The 24341-nt window shown below is 61.9% G+C and carries 22 protein-coding genes and 1 riboswitch; of the genes, 10 read left to right on the top strand and 12 right to left on the bottom strand.

Going from position 1 to position 24341, the window contains the following annotated elements; all coding sequences use genetic code 11:
- Nucleotides 1–77: 77 nt before the first annotated feature.
- On the bottom strand, nt 78–764 hold the full coding sequence (locus DESU86_RS11700; protein ID WP_179981205.1) for a response regulator: 687 nt from the start codon (nt 762–764) through the stop codon (nt 78–80).
- Between the two features lie 234 nt (nt 765–998).
- Entirely contained in the window at nt 999–2633 is a 1635-nt protein-coding gene (mgtE, locus tag DESU86_RS11695) for a magnesium transporter (protein ID WP_232088352.1), read from the bottom strand.
- 259 nt (nt 2634–2892) lie between these two features.
- On the opposite strand from mgtE, the gene nadC reads away from it, so the two are divergent.
- The 9 genes from nadC to hypE all read left to right on the top strand — a co-directional run bounded on the left by nadC (nt 2893) and on the right by hypE (nt 14334).
- A complete protein-coding gene (gene nadC, locus DESU86_RS11690; protein WP_179981204.1) occupies nt 2893–3765 on the top strand; it encodes a carboxylating nicotinate-nucleotide diphosphorylase in 873 nt (290 codons plus the stop codon).
- Nucleotides 3766–3806: 41 nt separating this feature from the next.
- Nucleotides 3807–4853 (top strand): quinolinate synthase NadA, encoded by a 1047-nt coding sequence (gene nadA / locus DESU86_RS11685; RefSeq protein ID WP_179981203.1) that lies wholly within the window; start codon nt 3807–3809, stop codon nt 4851–4853.
- 10 nt (nt 4854–4863) lie between these two features.
- A complete protein-coding gene (gene nadB, locus DESU86_RS11680) occupies nt 4864–6507 on the top strand; it encodes an L-aspartate oxidase (protein ID WP_179981202.1) in 1644 nt (547 codons plus the stop codon).
- A 79-nt stretch (nt 6508–6586) separates the two neighbouring features.
- On the top strand, nt 6587–8140 hold the full coding sequence (locus DESU86_RS11675; protein WP_179981201.1) for a hypothetical protein: 1554 nt from the start codon (nt 6587–6589) through the stop codon (nt 8138–8140).
- A 365-nt stretch (nt 8141–8505) separates the two neighbouring features.
- Complete coding sequence (locus tag DESU86_RS11670; protein WP_179981200.1) at nt 8506–9693, top strand: pyridoxal-phosphate-dependent aminotransferase family protein; 1188 nt, start codon at nt 8506–8508, stop codon at nt 9691–9693.
- A 389-nt stretch (nt 9694–10082) separates the two neighbouring features.
- Entirely contained in the window at nt 10083–10406 is a 324-nt protein-coding gene (locus tag DESU86_RS11665) for a DUF1844 domain-containing protein (protein ID WP_179981199.1), read from the top strand.
- 280 nt (nt 10407–10686) lie between these two features.
- Nucleotides 10687–11742 (top strand): N-acetyl-gamma-glutamyl-phosphate reductase, encoded by a 1056-nt coding sequence (argC, locus tag DESU86_RS11660; protein ID WP_179981198.1) that lies wholly within the window; start codon nt 10687–10689, stop codon nt 11740–11742.
- A gap of 496 nt (nt 11743–12238) precedes the next feature.
- Nucleotides 12239–13330: a hydrogenase formation protein HypD gene (gene hypD, locus DESU86_RS11655; RefSeq protein WP_179981197.1), complete on the top strand. Its 1092-nt coding sequence runs from the start codon at nt 12239–12241 to the stop codon at nt 13328–13330.
- The gene (hypE, locus tag DESU86_RS11650) at nt 13330–14334 is read left to right on the top strand and encodes a hydrogenase expression/formation protein HypE (RefSeq protein ID WP_179981196.1); all 1005 of its coding nucleotides are present in this window, start codon (nt 13330–13332) and stop codon (nt 14332–14334) included. Before hypD ends, hypE begins: the two co-directional genes overlap by 1 nt.
- A gap of 202 nt (nt 14335–14536) precedes the next feature.
- Here the strand turns inward: hypE and cobI are convergent, their stop codons facing one another.
- From cobI to DESU86_RS11620, 6 genes are all read right to left on the bottom strand, one after another.
- Nucleotides 14537–15250, bottom strand: a complete 714-nt coding sequence (gene cobI, locus DESU86_RS11645) for a precorrin-2 C(20)-methyltransferase (protein ID WP_179981195.1) — start codon at nt 15248–15250, stop codon at nt 14537–14539.
- Between the two features lie 66 nt (nt 15251–15316).
- Nucleotides 15317–16126 carry an ABC transporter substrate-binding protein gene (locus tag DESU86_RS11640; protein WP_232088427.1) on the bottom strand — a complete coding sequence of 270 codons (810 nt, stop codon included), beginning with the start codon at nt 16124–16126 and terminating at the stop codon, nt 15317–15319.
- Nucleotides 16127–16199: 73 nt separating this feature from the next.
- The gene (locus tag DESU86_RS11635) at nt 16200–17108 is read right to left on the bottom strand and encodes an ABC transporter ATP-binding protein (RefSeq protein ID WP_179981814.1); all 909 of its coding nucleotides are present in this window, start codon (nt 17106–17108) and stop codon (nt 16200–16202) included.
- 140 nt (nt 17109–17248) lie between these two features.
- Nucleotides 17249–18343 carry a FecCD family ABC transporter permease gene (locus DESU86_RS11630; RefSeq protein WP_232088351.1) on the bottom strand — a complete coding sequence of 365 codons (1095 nt, stop codon included), beginning with the start codon at nt 18341–18343 and terminating at the stop codon, nt 17249–17251.
- A 288-nt stretch (nt 18344–18631) separates the two neighbouring features.
- A riboswitch (cobalamin riboswitch) is annotated at nt 18632–18811 on the bottom strand.
- Between the two features lie 146 nt (nt 18812–18957).
- The gene (locus DESU86_RS11625) at nt 18958–19716 is read right to left on the bottom strand and encodes a polyphenol oxidase family protein (RefSeq protein ID WP_179981194.1); all 759 of its coding nucleotides are present in this window, start codon (nt 19714–19716) and stop codon (nt 18958–18960) included.
- Complete coding sequence (locus tag DESU86_RS11620) at nt 19707–20381, bottom strand: 5-formyltetrahydrofolate cyclo-ligase (RefSeq protein ID WP_179981193.1); 675 nt, start codon at nt 20379–20381, stop codon at nt 19707–19709. The genes DESU86_RS11625 and DESU86_RS11620 overlap by 10 nt, the downstream gene beginning before the upstream one ends.
- 72 nt (nt 20382–20453) lie before the next feature.
- On the opposite strand from DESU86_RS11620, the gene DESU86_RS11615 reads away from it, so the two are divergent.
- The gene (locus tag DESU86_RS11615) at nt 20454–21143 is read left to right on the top strand and encodes a metallophosphoesterase family protein (RefSeq protein ID WP_179981192.1); all 690 of its coding nucleotides are present in this window, start codon (nt 20454–20456) and stop codon (nt 21141–21143) included.
- Between the two features lie 216 nt (nt 21144–21359).
- Here DESU86_RS11615 and DESU86_RS11610 read toward each other — a convergent pair whose 3' ends face one another.
- From DESU86_RS11610 to yedE, 4 genes are all read right to left on the bottom strand, one after another.
- Nucleotides 21360–22211 (bottom strand): NAD(P)H-hydrate dehydratase, encoded by an 852-nt coding sequence (locus tag DESU86_RS11610; RefSeq protein WP_179981191.1) that lies wholly within the window; start codon nt 22209–22211, stop codon nt 21360–21362.
- A 23-nt stretch (nt 22212–22234) separates the two neighbouring features.
- On the bottom strand, nt 22235–22879 hold the full coding sequence (locus tag DESU86_RS11605) for a DUF3343 domain-containing protein (RefSeq protein WP_232088350.1): 645 nt from the start codon (nt 22877–22879) through the stop codon (nt 22235–22237).
- 71 nt (nt 22880–22950) lie between these two features.
- Complete coding sequence (locus DESU86_RS11600; protein WP_179981190.1) at nt 22951–23169, bottom strand: sulfurtransferase TusA family protein; 219 nt, start codon at nt 23167–23169, stop codon at nt 22951–22953.
- Nucleotides 23169–24263 carry a YedE family putative selenium transporter gene (gene yedE / locus DESU86_RS11595; protein WP_179981189.1) on the bottom strand — a complete coding sequence of 365 codons (1095 nt, stop codon included), beginning with the start codon at nt 24261–24263 and terminating at the stop codon, nt 23169–23171. The genes DESU86_RS11600 and yedE overlap by 1 nt, the downstream gene beginning before the upstream one ends.
- Nucleotides 24264–24341: the final 78 nt, after the last annotated feature.

Below are 24341 nucleotides of genomic sequence, written 5' to 3'. Positions count from 1 at the left end.
AGGGGGGGGCGGCCCCGGCTCATGGCCCGGTTCATAATCCGGTTCATGGCCCGGCCCTGTGGCGGCTATGGAGAAGGTCAGACCTTGAGCAGGCCGTGGCGGATGGCGATCTTGACCAGATCCCCCACAGACCCAGCCTGTAGTTTGGTGAGGAGATTATACTTGTGGGTTTCAACAGTTTTTGGGCTGATGTGCAGATCGCCGGCAATGGCCTTGACGCTCCATCCATCTGCCAGAAGACGGAATATTTCTTTTTCGCGGGGTGAAAGCGCGTTCAGGTCGCTCCCCCCTTCGCCGCCCGTTTCGTCGGCGGCCTGTCGGCGCGCGCGCAGCAGGGCCGCCAGCCGCCCCCCAGGATCGGAAAAACTCAAAAAGATGTTGCCCTGGCGCACGCTTTCGATGGCGCGCAGCAGCACCCCCGGCGGTTCAGACTTGCGCACGTGGCCCATGATGCCTATGTCGATAAGTTCCGGCAGCCAGCGCTGGTCCTCATGCCCTGTGTAGACAAGAATGCGCGTGCCGGGGCGTACCTCCAGCACGGCGCGCCCCGTTTCAACGCCGTTCATGCCGGGCATGCCGAGATCCAGCACCATCAGGTGCGGCGACATGGAGGCGGCCAGGGCCACGGCCTCCCCTCCGGTAAGCGCCATGCCCACAACCCGCAGATGGGCGTAGGGCGCAAGCAGGCTGCGCACGCCCTCCATCAGCAGTTTGTGGTCATCCACCAGCAGGATGCGGCAGATTTCGCTTTGCGTCTGTGTCATATGCCTGTCCGGGCGCTCCCGGCTGCCCATGCCTGCCAGCCCTCTTGGGTTCGGCGGCCTGAAACGGGAGGTTCAGAGTATGCAGAGCCAGACCAGAGTATCTTTGAAATGCTTCACATTTCAATCGTCGTTCTGCCGAAAAATGCGTTCTTCGGCAGAACCCACGCCCCGTCGCGGCGCGCTGCGCTCTCGTGCAGCCTTGGAGCATGTCCCTTTTTTCAAAGATACAATGCTTTATAAGAGAAAAAGTGACGCCAGCCCGAGAAAAATAAAAAATCCCGCTCCGTCCGTTATTGTGGTGAGAAAAATACTGGATGCGTGCGCAGGATCACGCCCGAGGGCACGAAAAATAAGCGGTATCGAACCGCCGGAAACAGCGCCCAGGAGCATGTCGCACATAAGCGCGCCGCCCATGACAGCGCCGATGGTGGCCACGCCCGTGAACATCCACGCGCCCACAAAGGCTGTAAAAGCCATGACAATACCGGTCACAATGCCGATTTTGCCTTCGCGCACAACTGCCATCCAGGCTTTTTTCTGGTCAAAGCGGTCTGTGGCCAACTGGCGGATCATGACGGCCAGGGCCTGCTGCCCCGTATTGCCCGCCTGATTGGCCACCATGGGCATGAGCACGGCCAGCACCGCCATTTCGGCTATGCTGCCTTCAAACATGTACACCACCGAAGCCGAGAGGGCCGAGTTGAACATGTTCACGAACAGCCATGGCAGGCGTTTTCGCACGCTCTCCTTCCAGGGCGTGTCCACGCTTTCTTCCGGGTCGGCGCCCACCATGCCCAGCATGTCGGCGCTGGCCTCTTCATGCATGATGTCCATGATGTCGTCATAGGTGATGACGCCCATGATGTGCCCGTCATTATCCACAACGGGCATGGCCATGAAGTTGTAGTGCGAAAGCAGGCTGGCCACTTCGCGCCTGTCCGTGTCGTACGTGACGCTGATGACGCTCTGCCCGGCCGCCGCGTCGCCCACGATGGTGCCGGGGCGGGCCAGCATGAGGTCACGCAGGGAAAGCACGCCCACAAGCACGTCGTGCGAATCCACCACATAGCCGTAATAGGGGCTTTCTTTTTCGGCCATTTCAGAACGGATATGGGCAATGGCCTCATCCACGGTCTGGTTGCATTCCAGCAGGATGAGCTCGGTGTTCATGGCCCCGCCTGCGGAATCCGGGTCAAAATTGAGCAGGCTGCGCAATTCGTCGGAGTCTTCGCGGGTCAGCTTTTCCAGCAGGGCGTCGCGGTGGTCCTCGTCCAGCTCATCCAGCACGTCGGCGGCGTCGTCCGGGGACATTTCGGCAATAATCTGGGCGGCAACGTCTGTATCCAGATTTTCCAGCACGTCAACGGCCACATTGCCGTCAAGTTCGGCCAGGGCATCGGCGGCATCTTCCTTGGACATGCTGGAAAGCGTGCTCACCTGCTTTTCAAGGCTGAGATTTTCCAGATGATCGGCCATATCGGCCGGATGAATAAACTCCTGATCCGAATAGTCGGCGTCGTATTCATCATCTTTGAAAGAGGTATTGGCGGCAGACTCGTCCTGCGTTGAGGCGTGCCCAGGAGTCCCCGCCCCGGGATCGGCGCGGTCTTCAACGTGGTCTTCGGCGCGGTTTTCGGCGCGGTCAGCATCCGCATTCACTTCTGCGGCGCGTTCACTGTCGCCGAAAGCGGGATTTGCGGGTGCGGGCCTTTCAGACGCGAGGCTTGCAGGCGCGGAACTTGCGGACATGTCTGGCTGCAGGCCCGACTGCGAGTCTGGCCGCGAAACCGCAGCCTGGACTCCACAGGCGTCGTCCTGCCCCATGCCCTCTTGGGCCCTGCTGTGCTGTTTATCTTTGTAATCTGCCATGGCGCGCCTTTCATCCAAAAAAAATACGTCCCGAAGGAGCAATAATGCCGGAAAATGCGCCTCACCGAGGGAATGGCGCATATGTGAAAATGCTCTCGAGGTTCACGCGGCTTGACGCGACGCACTGGGCATTCTATCTACTTCAAAACACCCGCACATCGGCGCATTCCGCCGTGTGAGGGCCAACACGCCGCGCGTGGCGTCTGGCCACATCGGGCGCCCTCTCACTTAGCATGCGTAAGAAATGGGGACAAGCGCAATGTATACGCCCTGGGCCGCTTTTTTTTCACCTGAAGGACAGCGGCTTCTCCAACAATGTATAGACCTCGCCCTGGAAGAAGACGGCCCCGAACTGACCGCCATGGGCCTTTTTGCTCCCGACGCGTATCTGAACGCAGCCATACGCGCCAAACAGGACACCCTGGTGGTGGGGCTGCCCGTCATCGGCCCGGTGTTCCGCAGTCTGGGCTCACCTTTCAAATGGCAGGCCCTGGCCGCCGAGGCAGCCCCCGTGCCCGCCATGACCGTTGTGGCCCGCATCTCGGCCCCCGCCGTAGCCATGCTCAAGGCCGAGCGCGTCATCCTCAACTTTATAACCCATCTTTCAGGCATAGCCAACCTTACGGCCCGCTACGTGCGTGAGCTTGAAGGCACGGGCGTGCGCCTGCTCGACACCCGCAAGACCACTCCCGGCATGCGCTGGCCTGAAAAATACGCCGTTCAGGCGGGCGGCGCGTGCAATCACCGCAAAAACCTTGCGGAGATGCTCATGCTCAAGGACAACCACATTGACGCCGCAGGCTCCATCACGGCGGCAGTGGCCACCCTGCGCGCCCGCTACGCTCCCTGCCCGCCCATCGAGGTTGAGTGCCGCACTCTTGAACATGTGCGCGAAGCCATAGCGGCGCGCGCCGATCGCATTATGATGGACAATATGGAAGGCCCGCTTCTGAGCGAGGCCCTGGCCCTTGTCCCGGCTGATATTGAAACCGAGGTGAGCGGCGGCGTCCGCCTTGAAAATATCCGCAAGCTCGCGCTTACAGCCCCCCGCAGGCCAGACTTCATCTCCGTGGGGCGGCTTACCCACTCCGCAGTGGCGGCGGACTTCAGCATGACGCTGCTGCCGGCCTGAGGCCGCTCAGGGCCGCATCTTTTCAGCGCAGGAAAAAGAACATGCAAAATATCAGTGCCGAAATTCAGGCTATCAAGCGACAATTGGGCGACAAACTCTGCATCATGGGGCACCACTACCAGAATGACGCCGTGGTGCAGCACTGCGACATTACGGGAGACTCCCTGGAGCTGGCCCGGCGCGTGCCCCAGGTTGACGCGGACTTTATTGTTTTTTGCGGTGTGTATTTTATGGGCGAATCCGCCGCGCTCCTGGCCAAGCCAGGGCAGTCCGTCTATCTGCCAAGCCTGGACGCTGACTGCCTCATGTCGCAAATGACGCCCGCCCCCCTGGCCCGCAAAGTTCTGGAACAGCTCTACGCAACCGGGCGCAGGATCATTCCCCTGGCCTACGTCAACACAGACCTAGCCCTCAAGGCCGTTGTGGGCGAGTACGGCGGCGCGGTCTGCACTTCGGCCAACGCGGGCGTCATGCTGCAATGGGCCATGAAACAGGGAGACGGCGTGCTCTTTCTGCCCGACAGGCATCTGGGCAACAACACGGCCACGGCCCTTGGCATACCGCCGCATGACCGGCACGTGCTGCGCATAGGTTCCAAGGGGCTGGTCGAGCCGGAAACTCAGGCCCTGGACAGAAAACTGCTGCTCTGGCCCGGCTGCTGCGCCATCCACGCCCGCTTTGACCCCGACGACGTGCGCGAAATGCGCGCCGCCCACCCCGGCTGTCGCGTCATTGCGCACCCCGAATGCCGCGAAGACGTCATTGCCGTCTGCGACGGCGCGGGCTCCACATCCTTTCTCATCAAGGACGCGGCCCGCGTGGCTGCCGAAGCGCCTGGCTCCACACTTATCGTGGGCACAGAAAACAACCTTGTTCACCGCCTGGCCGACCACTTTAAGGGCCAGTGCCGCATTATCCCCCTGGGCCACGCCATTTGCGGCAATATGGCCAAGGTGACGGAAAAGAAGCTTTGGACTATACTGACTGAAATTGTTTCACAAAAAGCCACTCCTCTGGAGATTGAGGCGCAACTTTGCCCCCCCGCCCGTCTTTCATTAACCCGTATGCTTGAAGCATGCGGCCTGTGAGGTTTGCCCAGTGAATGCCAGTCGCCGTCATGTGCCCGTATTGATAATCGGTTCGGGCATTGCCGGATGCACCGCCGCCCTGACCCTGGCCGACGCCGGTTATGAAGTGCTTCTCATCAATGCCGGAGCCCAACTGGCCGACGGCAATTCCGAACTGGCGCAAGGGGGTATCATCTACCGCGCCGACACCCCCGCGCACGCGGCTGCCGACACTGCCAGCAGCCCGGTCAAACAGAAGGCCGAACCTCAGGGCGATGCCCTGGCCCTGGAAAAAGACATTTTGGTCGCGGGCCATAATTACAACTATGAAAAAGCCGTGCGCTTTCTTTGCAGTCAGGGCCCCGCATGCGTTGACAGCATGCTCATCGAGCGCGCCAAGGTTCCCTTTGACCGCAATGAAGACGGCAGCTTCAACCTCGCGCGCGAAGGCGGGCACTCCGCCCCCCGCATCCTGCACTGCCGTGACTATTCCGGCCGCGCCATGATGGACGGCCTGACGGCACAGGTCATGGCGCACCCACGCATCACGCGACTGCACCGCCGCGCCGCCATCGACCTTCTGACAAGCCACCACCACGCCAAAAATTCGCAACTGCGCTACGAGGTCGATAACCGCTGCCTGGGGGCCTATGTGCTCAACGAGGACAGCGGCGAACCCGAAACCATCCTGGCCGACTGGACAGTGCTCGCCACAGGCGGCGTGGGGCAGGTTTTTTTGCATTCAACCAACGCGGCCGGTTGCGTTGGCACGGGCGTGTCCATGGCCTTTCGCGCTGGCGTGTCGCTGGCCAATCTGGAATTCATGCAGTTTCACCCCACGGCCCTGTATGAGGAGCGCAGCAACCGCCGCTCCCTCATCACCGAGGCCATGCGCGGCGAGGGCGCGCGCCTGCTCAATCACAAGGGGCAGGCATTCATGAAAGATTACGATGCGCGCGCGGATCTCGCCCCGCGTGACGTGGTGTCGCAAGCCATGATGGACGAAATGCTGCACAACGGCGCGCCCTGCCTCTTTCTGGACGTAAGCGGCGTGCAGCAGGACCTTCCCACACGCTTTCCCACCGTGTTCCAGAAATGCCTTGAGGCGGGCATCGACATCCGCCGTGAGCCCATCCCCGTGGTGCCGGCCGCCCACTATTTCTGCGGCGGCGTGCTCACGGACGTGCGCGGGCGCACCTCCATGCGCGGGCTTTACGCCATAGGCGAATGCGCCTGCACGGGCCTGCACGGGGCCAACCGCCTTGCCAGCACGTCCCTGCTCGAGGCCCTTGTGTGGGGCGTCAGTTGCGGCAAGGATCTGTCCCGCCGCCTGAACAGCGAACGCGGCCTTTCAAATAAACTCGCCGCCTCCATCCCCGACTGGCTGCATGAAGGCGACGAGCGGCGCGACGACCCGGCCCTGGTGGCGCAGGACTGGGCCAATATCCGCAACACCATGTGGAACTACGTGGGCATTTCACGCACAGAGGCCCGCCTACGCCGGGCCTTTGAAGACATGCGCGACCTTGTGCGCCATATACACGACTTTTACAAGCATACACGTATTTCCCGCCGTCTGGTGGACCTTTTTCACGGTTCGCAGACGGCCTACGTCATCACCCAGGCAGCCATGCGCAACCCCACAAGCCTGGGTTGTCACCACCGGGTGGACTGACCGCAAAACCCGTAACGCGTCGCCAAGGCTGGCGCGGCCCAACCGCCAGCCAGCCATCATATAAAGGAAAACCTCCCTCATGAAAAAACTGCTGAAAACATTGATAATACTGGCCATTCTGGTCGCTGGCGGCCTGACCGCCCTGGGATTCGGGCTGCGCTCCACCATACAGGAGCAGGTTCTCAATGGGCTCAGCAACCTGTCCCGCAGTCCTCAGGGCAAGCCCTATGCCGCTTCGGCAGATCAGGTGGAATTTTCGCCCTTTACGCGCGAAATTTTCATCCGTGGCCTGGCGTTGCGTGGCGAGCAGGCCAACGGGCCCGAAACATGGCTTGCCTCTGAAATCTCTTTTCGGCTGCCCCTGCGCATGCTGCTGGCCCTCACGCCCCTGCGGTTCATGATCCTCAAAGGCAATGAACCTCTGGATGTCGCCGAAAATGTGGTGGTGCGCAATATCGCCATGACAACCCCCTACAGCAGGGTTCTGGTGCAGCGTGAGGAGATGGACGTCATCCGCGCCACCCCCTTTGTCATAGGCCAGGCCCTTGAAGGACACGAGCCCATCGACATGATCACCGCCACCTACGAGATGGGGGCGGACAATACCAGCGCCCACTTTGTCAGCGCGGACATCATCGACGCCAATGGCTCCGTCAGGGTGAGCTTCAAGGAAATGCGCATGTCCGGCTGGAAGGGACGCTCCATAGCAAGCCTTGCCATTGACGATATGGAAGTCCGCATCGGCGGGGCGCAGACCATGGCCGCCGGACGCCTGCTTCAGGAAGGAATAGCCCTGCCTGAAGAGGACATGATGCGCCAGCTTGTGGCCCTCAGTGAAAATCCTGAAGCAAAGGAAACCCAGGAGCAGCTGATCCCGCTCATGGAAACCATCCTTAACTATGATCCGCCCCTGCTGCGCAAATTTCAGGCCAGTGACATGACCTTTGCCGTGGATACGAGCACCGTGCAGGTCAAGGAAAGCCAGTTCGAGTGGTTTTCAAACACGCCCACGCACACCAAAAGCAGCATCACCGGCTTTACCGCGTCTTCCGGCCTGCTTTACGCGATACTGGACATGACCCTGCCCCCCCTGAACATGGATATGGTCTTTGAATCCCGCACCACGGGGACCGTCAGCCATAAAACAGCCGAAGTACGCGCCCCTGGGCTGGGGCAGGTCGTCTGCTCGCTGAACATGAACGACAAACCTGGCTCCCGCGTGGTTGAGGAACTTTTCACCCAGAGCTTCAGTGATTTCACGCTGAGCTACAAGGATGACGGCGCTGTCGCATGGACGGGGCTGAACCTTTTTCCGAACGCGCCGCAGGCGGCGGCCACCATTCAAGCCCTCGCCGCTTTGCCCGGCATCAGGGACACCCCGCAGAACGCGATCATACGCCAAAACCTGCAGGCCTTCGCCGCCAGGCCCGGCAGCCTTGACATCAAGACCACTCCCGGGCGCACGGTGCTTGTGCTTGACCTCATTGCCATGCTGGACAATCCCGGCATGCTGCTTACCATAGCGGCCAGCCCAGGGGATCACGCCCTTGTGGAGCAGATGGAGACGCTGCGCCTGACATTTGAGACCATACGGGCCATGAACGCGCAGCAGCAGCAGCAACAGCAGCAATAAAAGTTTTGCGTAACAAGGCTCTCCAGTTGCAAGGTTCCCCAGTTGCAAGGCAAAACAGTTGCGCAGGCGCGCCGGGCGCACACTGCGCCCAGCTGACGACATGGCGCTGCCTGGCTGATATCCGGCAGCACCCATGCAGGCAACCCGGCTGGCAACGGGCCCGCAATCCGGAAAACCCGCCGAAAAACACCGGGGCCGCCTTGCCGCATAGGCCGCAAAAGCTTGACGCCGGAGGCTCGCGGGCGCAAACTGCTGACCTGCAATACTTCATGCTGTCGCTCTCCGACGGACGGAACGGCAACCGTATATCTACGGCGCAACAGGAACACGCATCATCCGGCGCATAAACCACGAGGAACAGCCACATGCTCAACAAGTTTCGCCTGCTCACCCCCGGCCCCACGCCTCTGCCGGAGCGCGTGCGCCTTGTTCTGGCCAGGGATATGATCCACCACCGCAAGGGCGAATTCAAAGAAATCATGGCGCAGGTGCAGGTCGGCCTCAAGACGCTTTTCGGCACAACCAGCACAGTGCTGCCCCTGTCCTGTTCCGGCACGGGAGCCATGACTGCCGCCGTATACAACCTCTTTGCCCCCGGCCAGAAGGTTCTGGTGGTCGAAGGCGGCAAATTCGGCCAGCGCTGGCGCGAAATCGCCCTTTCGCATGGCCTTGAGGTACAGTCCATCATCGTGCCCTGGGGCGAGGCGGTCACGGCAGAGGCCGTGCAAGCCGCCCTTGACGCCGATCCGTCCATTGCAGGCGTGCTCATACAGCTTTCCGAAACGTCCACGGGCGTTTTGCACCCGGTGGAAGAAGTGGCCCGCATCACGCGCGACAGTCAGGCCCTGCTGCTGGTGGACGGCATCTCCGCAGTGGGCCTTTCCCCCTGCCCCATGGATGCATGGGGTGTGGACTGCCTGCTCACGGGTTCGCAAAAAGGCCTTATGCTGCCGCCCGGCCTGGCCCTGCTTGCCCTGTCCGAACGCGCCTGGGCCTGTGCTGAAAAGCTGACTCCGGGCTGCTTCTACTTCAACCTGATAAAAGAGCGGGAATACGTCCACAAGGGGCAGACCCTCTTTACCTCGCCCGTGGGGCTTATCCTTGGTCTCAAGGAAAGCCTGGACATGCTGCTGGAAAACGGCCTCAAGGCCCTGTACGCCAAGCAGTGGGCGCTGACCATGCTGACCCGCGCCAGCCTTACGGCCATGGGTCTGGAACTTTTTGCCAAGAAACACTTTGCCTGGGGCATTACCAGCGTGCTGCTGCCCGAAGGCGTCGATGGCGTCGAGGTTCTGCGCATGGCGCAGGAAAAGCACGGCGTGTCCATGGCTGGCGGGCAGGACCATTTCAAGGGACGTATGGCCCGCGTCGGACATATGGGATGGGTGGACTGGGCCGATGTTATCGCGGGCGTTTACGCCCTCAACGACTGCCTGTGCGCCGTGGGCGGCTACTGCGGTTCGCGCGACTACCTGGAACAGGGGCTGGCCGCGTACCGGACCGCTCTGGCGGGAGAACCGGGCGAACCCTTGCCCCTGGTGTACAACAGCTAGGGCAACGCTGATTTATTTCGTTTGGCGGCATTGCTTCACTTTTTTTGAAACAGTCAAGGACGGAAGAGTCCACTCCTGCTTCAAAAAAAGATCGCGCCTTGCCAAGCGAAATACCAGCGCGTTTTCAGGAGGCTCTTTACAGACTTCCTTAGAGCAGATTACCCTTGAGAATGCGCATGCCCAGATGTATGTACAGGTATAAAAGGTGCGGCACGACGTGAGGCGCTTGTCAGCGCGAAAACCCGCGTCATCGCCGCCACAGCGCGAGCACGCGCATGCCGCCAGAGCCGTTTCAAAGTGAAATCGCCCTGGAATTTGCCCCCCAACCGAGTACCACGGCGCTAGTTGCCGCGCCTGCCAAGCCGGGCGCAGCGCGCCACGAGGTCGCCATGAGCCAGAAACCCTGTGGATGCTCATCCGGGCCCATGCCTGAAGTGACGTTTTCTACCTTTATACTTTCGCTGGCCTCATCAGCGCTGGTGCACCTGGGTGAAGTTCCCAGCCCTGACACCGGAACCACGGAGGTCAATCTGCCCCTGGCCAAGCACAGCATCGACGTGCTTGACATGCTGCACGCCAAAACGCAGAACAGCCTTGACGACCAGGAGCGAAAGCTGCTTGAAGGCATCCTCTACGAACTGCGCTTGAAGTTTGTCATAAAGTGCGGGCCCAACTGCGAATGCCTGTCCGGCAAAGAGCGAAAGCCCGCGTAACGCCCGCGTGAACGCCCTTTTGGCGCTTGCAAGCGGTGCTATGACCACGGGGCGCGCCTGCCCAGGGCGGCGGGCGTTCTATGTACTTTTTCAGATGCCTTTGCGGCGTGTTATGGAAACGCTGATTTATTCCGTTTGGCGGCGTTGCTTCACTTTTTTTGAAACAGTCGAGGACAGAAGAGTCCACTCCTGCTTCAAAAAAAGATCGCGCCTTGCCAAACAAAATAACTGCGCGTTTCCAAGAGGCTCTTTAATCAGCGTTTTCTTATAAGGATTGGGCATGAAGACATTCAACGCGGGTCTGGTGGGCATTACGGGATATGCGGGCATGGAACTGGCACGGCTTCTGGCGAGTCATCCGTCCATGCGCCTCAGTATGGCCTGCTCGCGGGCCGAGGCTGGCAAACGTCTTGGTGAATACTATCCTTTTCTGGAGCATATGCCCGGTTCGGATGTTGTCATAAGCGTTTTTGACCCGGATCAGGCCGCCAGTGAATGCGACGTGGTCTTTCTTGCCGTGCCTGCGGGCACAGCCATGGGCATGGCCGCGCCGTTGATCAAGGCCGGAACCAGGGTCGTGGATCTTTCGGCCGACTTTCGCCTGCGCGACCCCGAAATCTACACCGCCTGGTACAGGCAGGAACACACCCACAAGGACATCCTGCACAAAGCCGTGTACGGCCTGCCCGAACTGTATGCGGCCGAGATATCCCGCGCCAGCCTTATCGCCAACCCCGGTTGCTACCCGACCTCGGTGATTCTGGGCCTGTACGCGGCAATCAAGAACGGTCTTGTGCATACAGACGACATTGTGGTGGACGCCAAGTCCGGCGCCACGGGCGCAGGGCGCAAGGCCGCCGTCGGCACGCTCTTTTGCGAGGTGTCGGACAATTTCCGCGCCTATGGCCTGCCCACCCACAGGCATACCCCGGAAATTGAGCAGGAAGTTTCCCTGCTGGCCGGGCATGACGTGCGCCTCTCGTTCAATACCCACATCCTGCCGCTCAATCGGGGCATTTTGTCCACCATCTATACGAGGCTGAAAGACCCCGCCACCACGCTGGATCAGGTGCGCGAGGCCTTCATGAGCACCTGGGCGCACAGCCCCTGGATACGCGTGCTGCCCAAGGGCTCACTGCCAGAAACCCGCTTTGTGCGCGGCAGCATGTTCTGCGACCTTGGTCTTGTGGTAGATCCGCGCACGGGCAGGCTCACCATTTTGTCGGCCATCGACAATCTGTGCCGTGGCGCTTCGGGGCAGGCCCTGGCCAACGCCAACCTCATGTGCGGCCTGCCCGTGGGCACCGGCCTGGACATGCTGGCTCCCCTGCCCTGAGGCCGGGGCAGGTACAGAAATTTTTTGCGCTCCGGCAGGGAGCACAATTGTACGCCCGACGGGTGCGGCTCTACCCACACCGCATAAAACCTTATGCGCTGACAGAGGTGACGGCACGTCTTGCGTAACAGCTTCTCCCTGCCGGAAAACACGAATTTCATGGTCATACAGTTTGTTTCGAGCATTTATCCTTGAAAAAAAGGGTAAATGCTCTAACGCCGCACGAGCGATCAACGCGCCGCAACGTGGCGTGGATTCAACTGAAAACCGCATTTCGGCTGAATGACAAACTGAACTGTGAACCATTTCAACATTGATCTGATCCAGCTGAATCCACAGGCCCTAGAGCATTTAACACTTGAAATGCTCGCGTACGGCAGGCAAAAGCCAACCTACTCGCATTTCGTGGCAAGGATTTTCAAAAAAATCCTTGCAGAGCAGTTAACTCATTTCATTCGTAAACTGCTCTAACGTACACAGCCACAAAGGGAGCATCATGCAACTGGAACAAGCCTTTCAGGACCCCCAGCTCTGCCGCGGCCTGCTGGACCGCCTCAACCGGGCGTTGGACGGACGCTCCATGCGTTTTATGGAAGTGTGCGGCACCCATACGGTAGCCATTTTTCAGAGCGGCCTGCGCTCTCTGCTCCCCGATACGGTGGCCCATCTTTCCGGGCCGGGCTGTCCCGTCTGTGTCACCCATGACGCTGAAGTGGCCGCCTTTCTTGATCTGGCGGAGCGCGACAGGGTCATTATAGCCACCTTTGGGGATCTTTTGCGCGTTCCCGGCCCCGGCGGGCGCAGCCTCAAACACGCGCAGGCCCAAGGCGCGCGCGTGGAGATCGTCTATTCCCCTCTGGACGCCCTGACCCTGGCGGAGCAGAACCCCGGCGATACTGTGGTCTTTCTGGGCATCGGGTTTGAAACCACGGCCCCCACCGTTGCCGCCACCCTGCTGACGGCCCGCCAGCGAAAGCTCGAAAATTTCTGCGTGCTTTCCCTGCACAAACTGGTTCCCCCCGCGCTGCGCGCCCTGCTGGACGACAGCCAGTGCGCTGTGGAGGCCTTTTTGCTGCCAGGCCACGTGTCCACCATCCTTGGGCTGGAGCCTTACGCCTTTCTGGCGGAACAGTACCGTGTGCCCGGCGTGGTGGGGGGCTTTCAGCCCGCCGACATCCTTCTTGCCCTGTGCATGATGGCCGAGCAGATACGCGACAATGCCCCGGCTGTGGTCAATGCCTATCCCCGGGCTGTGGGCGATACGGGCAATCCCCGCGCCCGCGCGCTGCTGGATCAGTTTTTCACCCCTGCGGACGCCCTCTGGCGCGGCATTGGCAGCATTCCACTGAGCGGCCTCACCCTGAGGCCGGAATACCAGGACCTGGACGCCATGGTGCGCCTTGACCTCAAACTGCCCGATGTGCCCCCCCTGCCCGGCTGTCGTTGCGGGGACGTGCTCAAGGGGCGCATGGCGCCGCCGGACTGCCCCCTGTTCGGTAAAAAGTGCACCCCCGCCACGCCTGTGGGGCCGTGCATGGTGTCAACCGAGGGCAGTTGCGCCGCCTACTTCAAATATTCGGAGAGATAATGGAAGACTGTCTTCTTCTGGATGCGGGCAGCGGTGGCCGCGCCTCGCAGCGTCTTGTGTCCCAGTGCTTTTTCCGCCACTTCGCCAACCCCCTGCTGGAGCGCATGGATGACGCGGCCCTGCTGACCGACATTCGCGGCCCTCTGGCCATGAGCACGGACTCCTACACCGTGACGCCCCTGTTTTTTCCCGGCGGCAGCATAGGCAGCCTCGCCGTGCACGGAACCGTCAATGACGTGGCCATGCTGGGCGCTCGCCCCCGCTACCTCAGTTGCGCCTTCATCCTTGAAGAAGGCCTTGCGCTGGAAACGCTTGAACGCGTCACTGCCGACATGGCGGCGGCGGCCCGCGAAGCCGGGGTGCTCATCGTCACTGGCGACACCAAGGTGGTTCCCAGAGGGGCCTGCGACAAAATATTTATCAATACCACTGGCATAGGTGAAGTTTTTGCCAACCCGGCCCCGTCCGGGCACAGCGCGCGCCCCGGTGACGCGGTGCTGGTGAGCGGAGCCATGGGCGACCACGGCCTTACGGTTATGGGCAGCCGCGAAGGGCTGTCCTTTCTCACGGACGTGGCTTCGGATTCCGCGCCCCTCAACCATATGATCGCGGACATTTTCGAAGCCGCCGGTGAAGTGCATGTGCTGCGCGATCCCACGCGCGGCGGCCTTGCCACCACGCTGAACGAGATTGCCGAACAGTCGCAAATGGGCATTCTTCTGGACGAAACGGCCATTCCCGTGCACGAGGCCGTGCGGAACGGCTGTTCGTTTTTGGGGCTGGACCCCCTGTACCTGGCCAATGAGGGCAAATGCATCTGCATCGTGCCTGAGGACAGGGCCGAGGCCGCGCTTGAGGCCATGCGCCGCTCGCCCTATGGCAAGGAGGCCGCGCGCGTGGGCACGGTCACGGAGGGCAAGGCGCAGGTGAGCCTGCAAACCCGCATCGGCGGCCGCCGTCTGCTGGGCATGCTTGAAGGGGCGCAATTGCCGCGCATCTGCTGATTACGCGGCTGCGCCGCTTACGCAAACCCGCCTCCACAACTGCAAAAGCCAGCAGTTCCCGATCATGAGGGAATTGCTGGCTTTCGCTTTATATATGCTGTTTCGCCCAAGGGGTGGGGGCGTGGGGGAGGGACCCTTTTTCAAAAGGGTCCCTCCCCCACAGAGCATTTCCCACCACAAAATATTTCGAAGTGAAACGGTACTAGTCGTTGCTCACGGGTTTTCTGCTGATGATCAGCGACATATAGGGCGGGGTGCCTTGTTCCGGGTCCAGCCCACGGCGCAGCTTTTCGGCGGGCTGCTCCACATGGCTGGCCAGAATACAGGAGTCCAGCCGTCCTGTGGCGCGCAGGGCGTCCGCAATGGCCGGAAGGTTGCGGTACGCCTTGAGGATAACGGCGGTATCAGCCCCATCGAGAGCTTTTTCAAGCTCGTCGCGGCTGTTGATGCCGGGAATGACGCGCAGGGTTTCGCTGTTTTCGCACAAAATGACGCCCGCGCGCGCGGCTGCCGCCTGAATGGAGGTAATGCCGGGGATGATCTCAATGGGCAGGTGGGGCGCGCGTTCCCTGAGCGTCTGTATGAGGTAGCCAAAGGTGCTGTAGACAAGCGGGTCGCCAATGGTCAGAAAGGCCGCATTTTCGCCGTCTTCCAGGACTTGCTGCGTTTTTTCGGCGGCCACGCGCCAGGCGTCGCGCAGCACGGCGCGATCCCGCGTCATGGGGAATTCCAGACGCAGCATGCGCGCGTCAGACCGCAAGTGTGGCCGGGCGGTTTCCAGCGCGGCGGAATAGTCATTTTTGGGCGAAGCCGCCGCCAGAATCACGTCCACCTTGCCGAGGGCGTTCACCGCCCGCAGCGTCAGCAGGTCTGAAGCGCCGGGCCCGACGCCCACGCCGTACAAAACTCCTGTCATGCTCAGCTCTCTTGTCCTGTGGTCAGAATGTCAGGTTAAGGGGAAATCAAGGGAAATCACAGAAAATCAGCGTGCCGCCTCGGGATGCAAAAAACGCCCAAGCTCTTCGGCGGCGTCCACAGAGCGTGGCCCAGGGCGGGCAAAAAGCTCTTCATCCACCGTGAGCACCCTGCCCTCGCGCACCGCGCGCAGGTCCTTGTAATGCAGACGCTGATCCAGGGGCTGAGGGTCGGGGTTCATAGGACCGCTCTGGATGATGTACGCATCCGGGTCAGCGGCCAGCAGGGCTTCTTCATTGAAGCGCACCAGCTTTTTTTCGTCCGTGACCACATTCCGGCCGCCAGCGCGGGATATGATGTCATCCACAATGCCGCCCCGCCCCGCCGCCAGCAGATTGGGGTACCGCACCTCATAAAAAACACGTACCGGTTTCTGGTTCTTGTAGCGGGCCTCAAGGTCAGCGAGCCGCGCCTGCCACGCGTCAGTCAGCCGGGCGGCTTCAGCCTCGCGTCCGGTGAGCTGGCCGAGCTTTTGCAGCACGCCAAACATCTGCTCAAAGGAATTCATTTCAAAAACAAGCACGTTCAGGCCGAGGGCGCGCAAGGCCTCGGTCTGCAACAGCGCTTCGTTGCGCCCGGCAAGCTGGATGACGAGGTCGGGCGACTGCTGCACGATAAGTTCGGCATTGGGGCGCATATGGGTGCCTATGGCGGGCAGATGCTCCAGACCGGGAATATTCGCGTCAGCCACGGTGCGGGCCGCAAGACTGTCGCCAGCGCCCAGCGCCAGCAAAAGCTCGTTGAAGGCTCCGTACAGGGCTATGATGCGCTTTGCCGGAGCCTCCAGACGCGCCTCATGCCCCGTATCGTCACGCACGCTGACCGGAACAACGGCGGACGCAGACGCCGACGCAGGGGCAGTAACGGCCGGAGTGGATAGTTGCGCTGGTTCAGCGGCCAGCGTCGCGGTTGGTGAAACCAGCGGCAGGGCCAAAGCTGACGACAGCGTCAAAACCAGGGCCAGCGCCAGCGTCGCCAAAACATGCGTCGCCTGGGCATGCGGCAAAGCTGTCATGACTGCGGGGGCCATGCGCCCGCGCCAGCAAGGCCTGCGGCAGGCCCCAAAGCGGGTGCGGCAAAACGCCGATAGGGATATCATAAAGGGCACTGAGCTTCTCCTCGGTAAAAACCGCGTCCACCGGACCGTCAAAAACAAGTTTTCCGGCCTTGAGGCCCAACAGCCTCGTGGCATAGATGGCCGCCAGATTACAGTCGTGCACAGCCATGAGCACGCAGGCCCCGGCGGCGCGACGGCGTTCCAGCAAATCAAAAAGTCCGGCCATGCGGGCCATGTCCAGCCCTGAGGCCAATTCGTCCAGCAGCAGGAGCGGGCTTTCCTGCGCCAGGGCGCGGGCCAGCAGCACCCGTTGCAGTTCGCCGCCCGACAGTTCCGCAAGACGGCGCGGGGCCAGCGCGGCAGCGCCGCAGGCTTCCAGGGCCTCGTCCACCGCCGCGTAATCTTTGCGGCCGTAACAGCCCAACCACGAAAGGTGCGGATACCGCCCAAGCAGGGCCATCTGCCGCGCCGTAAGCTCACGCGGGTACTCGCCGCCCTGCGGCACCACAGCCGCCAGCCGCGCGCGCTGGCGCGGCTTCATGTCCACGAGGGACCTGCCCTGAAGAAAAACCTCCCCTTCCTGCGCGTGCAGCACGCCGGAAAGGCTGCGTAACAGCGTGGTCTTGCCGCTGCCGTTGGGGCCAAGCAGGGCCAGGCATTCACCGCCCCGCGCCGCAAAACTCACGCCCTGCAATACTGGCCGCCCCCTGTAGCCGGAGCGCAGGTTGCGCACCTCAAGCATGGGCGGGGTCGCCGTAGCGGACGGGCCGCCGCTGGCGGGCCTGGCCTCGAATGGGCTGGCGGCCTGGCTTGTGCCCTGGCCTGTGTCCTGGCTTGACGCAAGGCCAGCGGGCGTGGCATCGGGCGCGGGCGCTCTCTGCGTCATGTCCGCCTCCGCACCAGCAGGGCAAAAAATGGCCCGCCAAGAAGCGCGGTAACCACGCCCACGGGCAGTTCCTGTCCGCCGTCCAGCACACTGCGGGCCAGCACGTCGGCCCAGACCAGCAGCACGCCGCCGCCAAAAAACGCTCCGGCCAGCAGGGGGCCGTGACCGCAGCCCAACACAAGGCGCAGCACGTGCGGCACCACCAGGCCCACAAAGCCGATGACCCCGGCCACCGCCACGCAGCCAGCCGTCATGCAGCTTGCCCCGGCCAGCAGCCAAAGCCGCGCGCGGCCCACATTCAGCCCAAGCTGGGCGGCCTGCTCGTCGCCCATGGTCAGAACGTCCAGCGCGCGCCAGCCCAAGGCCACAGCCAGCAGGCCAGGCACGAACGTCGCCAGCAACAGGGGCAGACTGTCCCATCCGCGCCCCTGAAATGACCCCATAATCCAGAAAACAATGCTGGTTACGGATTCCTCATTGAGCGCCTTGATCAATGCCACCAGCGCGCCCAGAAAGGCCGCCACGGCAATGCCCGCAAGTATGACGCTCTCACGCCTGAAGCCGCCGTCGCCCCTGCCGAGCCACAGGGCTCCGGCCAGGGCCAGCAGCGCGCCCGCCAGGGCCGCCGGAGCCACCAGGGCCGCAGGCCCCGGCAGGGAAATATGCACTGCCGACAAAAGGCCGCTCAGGGCTCTGCCCGCAACGCCGCCAAGGGCGATGGCGATGCTTGCGCCGCAGGCCGCGCCCGCCGAAATCCCCAGGGTAAAGGGGTCGGCAAGAGGGTTGCGCAAAACCCCTTGCAGGGCCACGCCCGCCACGGCCAAAGCGCCGCCGCACAGGGTCGCAAGGCACACGCGGGCAAGGCGTATCTGCCCCACCACCAGCATGAGCGACGTATCCTGCGGCGGCGCGGCCAGCCCCAGTTGCGCCGCCAGGGCGTGAAAAACCTGGCCCGCCGCCAGCGGAACCGGCCCGGGCAGGCAGGCCAGCGGCAGGGAAACAAGCCACAGCGCCGCCAAGGCCGCGAATGCGGGCCACAGGCGCACGGATGACAACCCGGAGGGAGAAGAGGAATGTGATGTCGCGGTCATGCCCGCCCTTTGAAGGCCCCGCGCAGAGCGCGTGGGCATAAAAAAAGCCCCTTCCCGCATGAAACATCTGTTGCTTCATGAAGGAAGAGGCCCGTATTTCCTCAATCCTGCCGACAAAATCCCGTTGCCGTGGCGGCTCATGCCGCTGCCATGCACACCCTGTTTACCGCGTGAAATACTCGCGCATGGCAGGCAAAAGCCTGTCTGCACGCATTTCGTTGCAGGGATTTTCAGTAAAATCCCTACAGAGCCGTTAATTCATTTCATCCGTTAACGGCTCTTACCAAAGGCGGGGCATGGGGCAAGGCAGGTCTTCCGGCTTGGCTCCCTCTCACCGGCCTTCCCGTTTCCAGTGGCGCTGTGTGGTGCGAGGTTGGCGAGCCTTACGGCGGCGGGTCCGCTCCCGCTTCTAACGGGATTCCCTTTTCAAGCCGGGCAACCCGGCTACCATTGCCGCGCCTACTGTAGGCGGGGGCGGCAAGCCTGTCAATGCCGGGCGGGCTGGCCAGAATCACAGGGCAGGCGGCCCTGCGCCATGGGCGGCCTGCAACCGGGCTGGCAGCCGTCTAAGCTGCAAAACATTCCGCCAGTCCACGCCGATGCCCCAACACTCTTCAGTTTTTCTCAATCCAGATAATGCTGGCCTGGCGGCCCGAAGCTCTGGCGCAACGGTAGGAGAAAAACTGGTCGTTGTTGCTGGCGGTGCAGATATCCAGACCAAAGATATTGCGTGTCGGAATACCCGCCTGCACAAGCTGGTGGCGGGTCAATCCCCAAAGATCCATGGTGCGGCTTTCTTCGTCAAACCAGGGCACGAACTGCGGCCCCCATTCCTTGTCAAAATTGATGAATTCCGCCTTGCCAGGGCCAAGGCTCGGCCCCCGGACGGCAAAGACGTCCTGCGGCCTGAGGTCATAGTGCTCGCAAAAGCGCACCACGCCTGAAAGAGGAAAGTCGCAGCGGTTGCCGCGCCAGCCAGCGTGCATGGCCGCCACGTACCTGCCGCTTTTATGCGCCAGCAAAATGGGCTGGCAGTCCGCCGTCTTGATGAGCAGGCCCAGGCCGGGTTCGGTCGTGGCCATGCCGTCCCCCTCTTCCACCGCCACCGCGTCGCAGGCCACAGGGGTCGGCTCAAAGGCCATGACATCGCCGTGCACCTGCTGCAATTCCGCCCAGCGGCGCAAGCCCTGGGATTGCAGGTCCGCCAGCAGGCTCTCGCGGTTGGCCGCCACCAGGGCCGCGTCGTCCCCAACGCTGAAGGAAATATTGCCGCCGCCGTACTCTCCACGGCACACGCCGCCGGGGCGGGTCTGAAAGGCGCAACGCACGGAATCCAGGCCGGGAAACACAAAGGGGATATAGCTTATAGGCACAACAGACGCTCTTCGGTGCATAGATGGTGAACCCGCTGATCCCAGGGGGCCAGGGGCAAGGGAGGGACAAGCTGAAAATCGAAACAGAAGCCCACGCGTGGACACTCAAGCCCGGCCTGTAAAAACCGGTCATAATACCCGCCGCCGTACCCGAGGCGGCCGCCTTCAAGATCAAAAGCCAGGCCGGGCAGCACCATCAGCGAGGGGGCAAAGGCCGCGCCGCCCGTCGGAGAGCAGGCCCTGCCAGCGCCAGCGGACACGTCTTCAGGGCCAAAACCCGGCAGGTCCGCTTCCGGCTCAACAAGACCAAAAGGGCCGGGCCGCAGTTGCTCGCGGCTGGTGCACGCCACAAAATCCATAAAGCCGGGTTGTCCGTGCCGGACGCGCGGCAGCCAGAGGGTGCGCCCTTCACGCCATGCCGCTTCCAGCAACAGGCCGGTGCCAAGCTCGTCCTTGACGCCCACGTAAAGCGCCACTGATGAAGCCTGACGCCAGCAGTCCGCCCGGAGCAGTTTTTCCTGCGCCGCCACTGCCCGCTCACGAGCAAGGTGCCGGGACTGCTCACGGCGAAGCCTGGTCATGCGCTCGCGCAGAGCCTGTTTGCGCGTGGCCACCGCTTCCGGCGGCAGCGGCCGCACGGCCTTCACAGGGGGATTTTCACTCATGCCGGGCCTTTCCTTATATGCTGAAGTATGGCAGCATTATTGCAGCGTCAATATAACAAAGGACACCCCACCATGCCAAGCTCTACCGCCCAGGACTACCTCTGGATCGCCGTTGGCGATATACATGATGAAACCGAGCGTTTTGCCAAGATTCCTGAACTGAGCCAGGCCGACGGCATCATCGTCACAGGCGACCTCACGGTGACAGGCGGCGTCAAGCAGGCGGAGCAGGTCATGGATGTTCTACGTAGCTATAATCCTATGATTCTCGCGCAGATAGGCAACATGGATCGCCCTGAAGTGGACCAGTGGCTCAGTGAAAAGGGCTGGAACCTGCACACCGTAACGCGCGAGCTTACGCCGGACACGGCCATCTTCGGGGTTGGCGCTTCCACCTTCACGCCCTTTGGCACGCCCAGCGAATTTCCCGAATCAGCTTTCGCCGCATGGCTTGAAGCCTGCTGGCAGAAGGCCCGCTCCTATCCGCACAGCGTGCTTGTGTCGCACAATCCGCCCAAGGACACGGCCTGCGACGTCATACCCGGCGACGTGCATGTGGGCTCCACTGCGGTACGCGAGTTTCTTGAAGAAGCCCAGCCGGACATCTGCCTGTGCGGGCATATCCACGAGGCACGGGCCGTAGACCGTGTGGGCCGTACCATTGTGGTCAATCCCGGCGCTCTGGCGCAGGGGGGCTATGTTCTTTTGCGCTATAATTCCGGCCAGTTGTCCGCTGAACTCAAGGTGCTGGAAGAAGAATAACGCAAATTCTGGATAAGCAATGCTCATGGCCGCGCACAGGCATTCGCCGTGGCGGCCTTTTTTTATTCTGACGCAAGGCCCAGCCATGGCAACTTTTATTCTTTTATGTTGCTGCCAGACCTGGAGCAGATGAACTTTGAACTGCTTCACTTTTCAGCGTTTTCATTCACCTGAAAAATACGATTTGCGGGAGCCGTCAGCGTGGCTGCCACAGCCTCAGTCCATTGCAAGAACAGCCTCGGCATGTTCCTGCAAAAACTCGGGCAGCCGGGCCAGCAATTGGGCCACCTGCGTGCCGGGGTCGGGCGCACAGTAGCGTGCCAGAAGCCGCGCCAGACGCGCTGCGGCGACGCTGGCCCTGCACAGGGGAATCCCCCCCGCCAGCAGGGCCGTCACAAGGCCCGTCACAAGGTCGCCCGTACCGCCGATGCACTCCATGGCAGGTTCCGAGGGCTCCTCGATGGTCGCGGCAAGGCGTCCTTCGCAGATGATATGATCGGCGCGCCCCTTGATGATGAGGTTGGCCGGGCAGTTGCCGTGCGCCTGGGCGCGGGCCAGCAACCCGGGAATATCCTCTTCCTCGGTCAGTAAAAATCCTCTGGTGTAAAAAGGATGCGGCGCTTTTTCGTCAGCCAGAAAGGCCATTTCCCCCAGGTCGGGTGTGAAAAGATCGTAGGCATCGGCGTAGCCGCTCATCTTGGCCACATACATGAAGCCCGCGTCGGCCACCAGCAGGGGTGGCGACGGCAAGGCCTGTATGGCCATGAGCACGCGGTTGTGCCAATCCACATCCGGGAAAAGATAGTGGAATGTCAGCCCGCTGGGGGCCAGCCTTGCCGCATGTTCCGTGAGCCATGTGTACAGGGCGCGGCTGCCCGCTCCGGAACCGATGTCACCGGCCAGCAGAAGGCGGGGCGGTTCAAAGCCCAATGCCTCGCAGGCCAGAAGGGCCGTGGCCGCCAGGGCCGCTGTGCCGCGCTGCACAGGGACGGCGCTCCCGTCCGGCAGGTGCAGCATGCCGTCACGCACCGACGACGGCGCCTGCGTTGCCGCCTCGCAAAATCCCATATCCTTATCCGGTAAAGTTCCCGTTATATACCACACGGATACTGCCTCCGCAATTCTTCATAGGCCTTTTGCAGGCTGTAGCAGCAGAGCGTCTGCCCCAGGCTCCGGGGTTCCGGCGCTTCATCCAGCCGCATGCCGCACAGGCAATGCGCAAGCCAGGGCACATCCGGGCAGCCGCCGCCGGAAATGTTCACAATGCGGCCGTCGCGCGTGTCCAGGGTGATCTTCATATTGGCGGCACGCACCATGAGCCAGTGATCCAGACGCTTGACCTGATACAGGGACACAGGCTCAAGCAGCACGTCATGGGCGGTGACGACATTTTCCGGACGGATGCCAGCCTTATGGAGAACTTCCAGCACGGCGGTCTGACTGACCAGTTCAAAAACCACCACCATGTCGCAGCCAGTGCGCAATTGCGGCGGCGGCCCCTTGACCTCAACGGCAAGCCCCGCCTGACGGAGCAGGCCCTCGGCCTTGATGACCTCTCCCGTATGGGAAAAGACCAGCAGCCCCCTGTCGCTGAGCGCCTTGCCAGCGCCTGCCGTGCCAGGAGTTTTGTCCGGAACGGACGGCTCTTTTTTGTCGCGCCATCCGCGCAAAAGGCTTCCCATCCTGTCCAGCAGCCCGCCGGAAGGCTTGTTGCTCGTATTCGGCATGTTGTCCATTGCTGTATCCTGCCGGGCGGGCGGCAAAGCCCGCCCGGCTGTTATTCGCATGCAAAACTGCGGATTGTATGTCAGGACTTTTCTATTTCCAGCCGGGTGACGCCCTGCCCTTCGTCAGAGGTCGTCACACTGAAGCCCCGGTTGCGGGCTGCGCGGCTGACGTTTTCAAGGCTGGCGTCATTGTCCACCAGCACGCTGAACGAGCTGGCGGCATCCCCCTTGAGGGCATTGAGAAAAAGCAGCACCGGCTGCGGGCAGGAAAGGCCACGGGTATCAATGAGTTCGGACATTACGCGCCTCGCTTGCAGTTGAAAAATCCGACGAACAGACAAATCCCAAGACCGGCCAGGGTGGCGGCCATACCGTGGGGGCCTATGCCAGCAGTGCTGGAGGCCATGCCGAAGTTGTGGGCCATGGCCGTGCCGACGATAAGACCCACTGCAAAGACGGCGGCGTCATTGTCGCCTTCTCCCGCCATGAACAACTGGCGGCCAGGGCAGCCGCCCGCAAGAGCAAAGGCAAGCCCCGCCGTAACCATGCCCATAAAGTTCCAGAGGTCGTCGGGCTGGGCAACGGGCTGGTTTTCAAATCCCCAATGGAAGGAGCCCAGGCTGAGGTTCATGACAATAGCCGCCGCGAACATGGCGATAAAGCCCAGGGCCAGATACCATTGATTGAAAAGGATGACGTCGCGCAGTGCGCCCATGGTGCAGAAACGGCTGCGCTGGGCCAGAAAGCCCACGGCGAGGCCAGCGCACAGGGAGAAGATAAAGGGCGCGTGCTGCGAGCCCGGCCCCTTGATGGAGTAAAAGAGCACGCCGCTCTTGAGTTCGCCTATGATCTGGGGATCAGCAAGATACAAAACCAAAAGGCCGAGCATGAGCGCGGGAAGCAGCAGGCCCGATATCTTGCCCTGATTCTGGCTGCGGCCCAGTGAAAAACCCATGCGGAAGAAGATGGTGCCTATGCCCACGCCCACTATAAGGCCCACAAGCCCGAAGATCGCATGGGCGTCGCCGCCGGCCAGGCGCAGGATGACGCGCCAGGGGCAGCCCAGAAAAACCAGCGCGCCGATACCGGCGATGGCTCCGAGGAAAAACCGGGTGATGGGGGCGGAACCGCCACGGGGCTTGTATTCGCCAAAAAGCATGGCCGCCGCAAAGGCTCCCAGTACCATGCCCAGAATTTCAGGACGCAGGTACTGCACGACTTCAGCCCTGTGCAGACCGACAGCCCCGGCGATGTCGCGGTTAAAGCAGACTACGCAGATACCCATATTGCCCGGATTGCCCGCCTGTTGCAGCAATACGGCCAAAACGCCGAAGATGAGGCCCACTACAACTATGCCCGTAGTGGTGGAAAGGATGTTGAAATATTGTTTCATCGGTATCCTCCTGCTCCTGTTTATGGGCTTGCGCCCGTTGCGTTGACGGCCATAACGGCCGACAGAACGCGGACGGAG

The organism is Desulfovibrio sp. 86, from assembly GCF_902702915.1.
Lineage (GTDB): Bacteria > Desulfobacterota > Desulfovibrionia > Desulfovibrionales > Desulfovibrionaceae > Desulfovibrio.
This window is presented reverse-complemented; position numbering and strand designations above follow the sequence as displayed.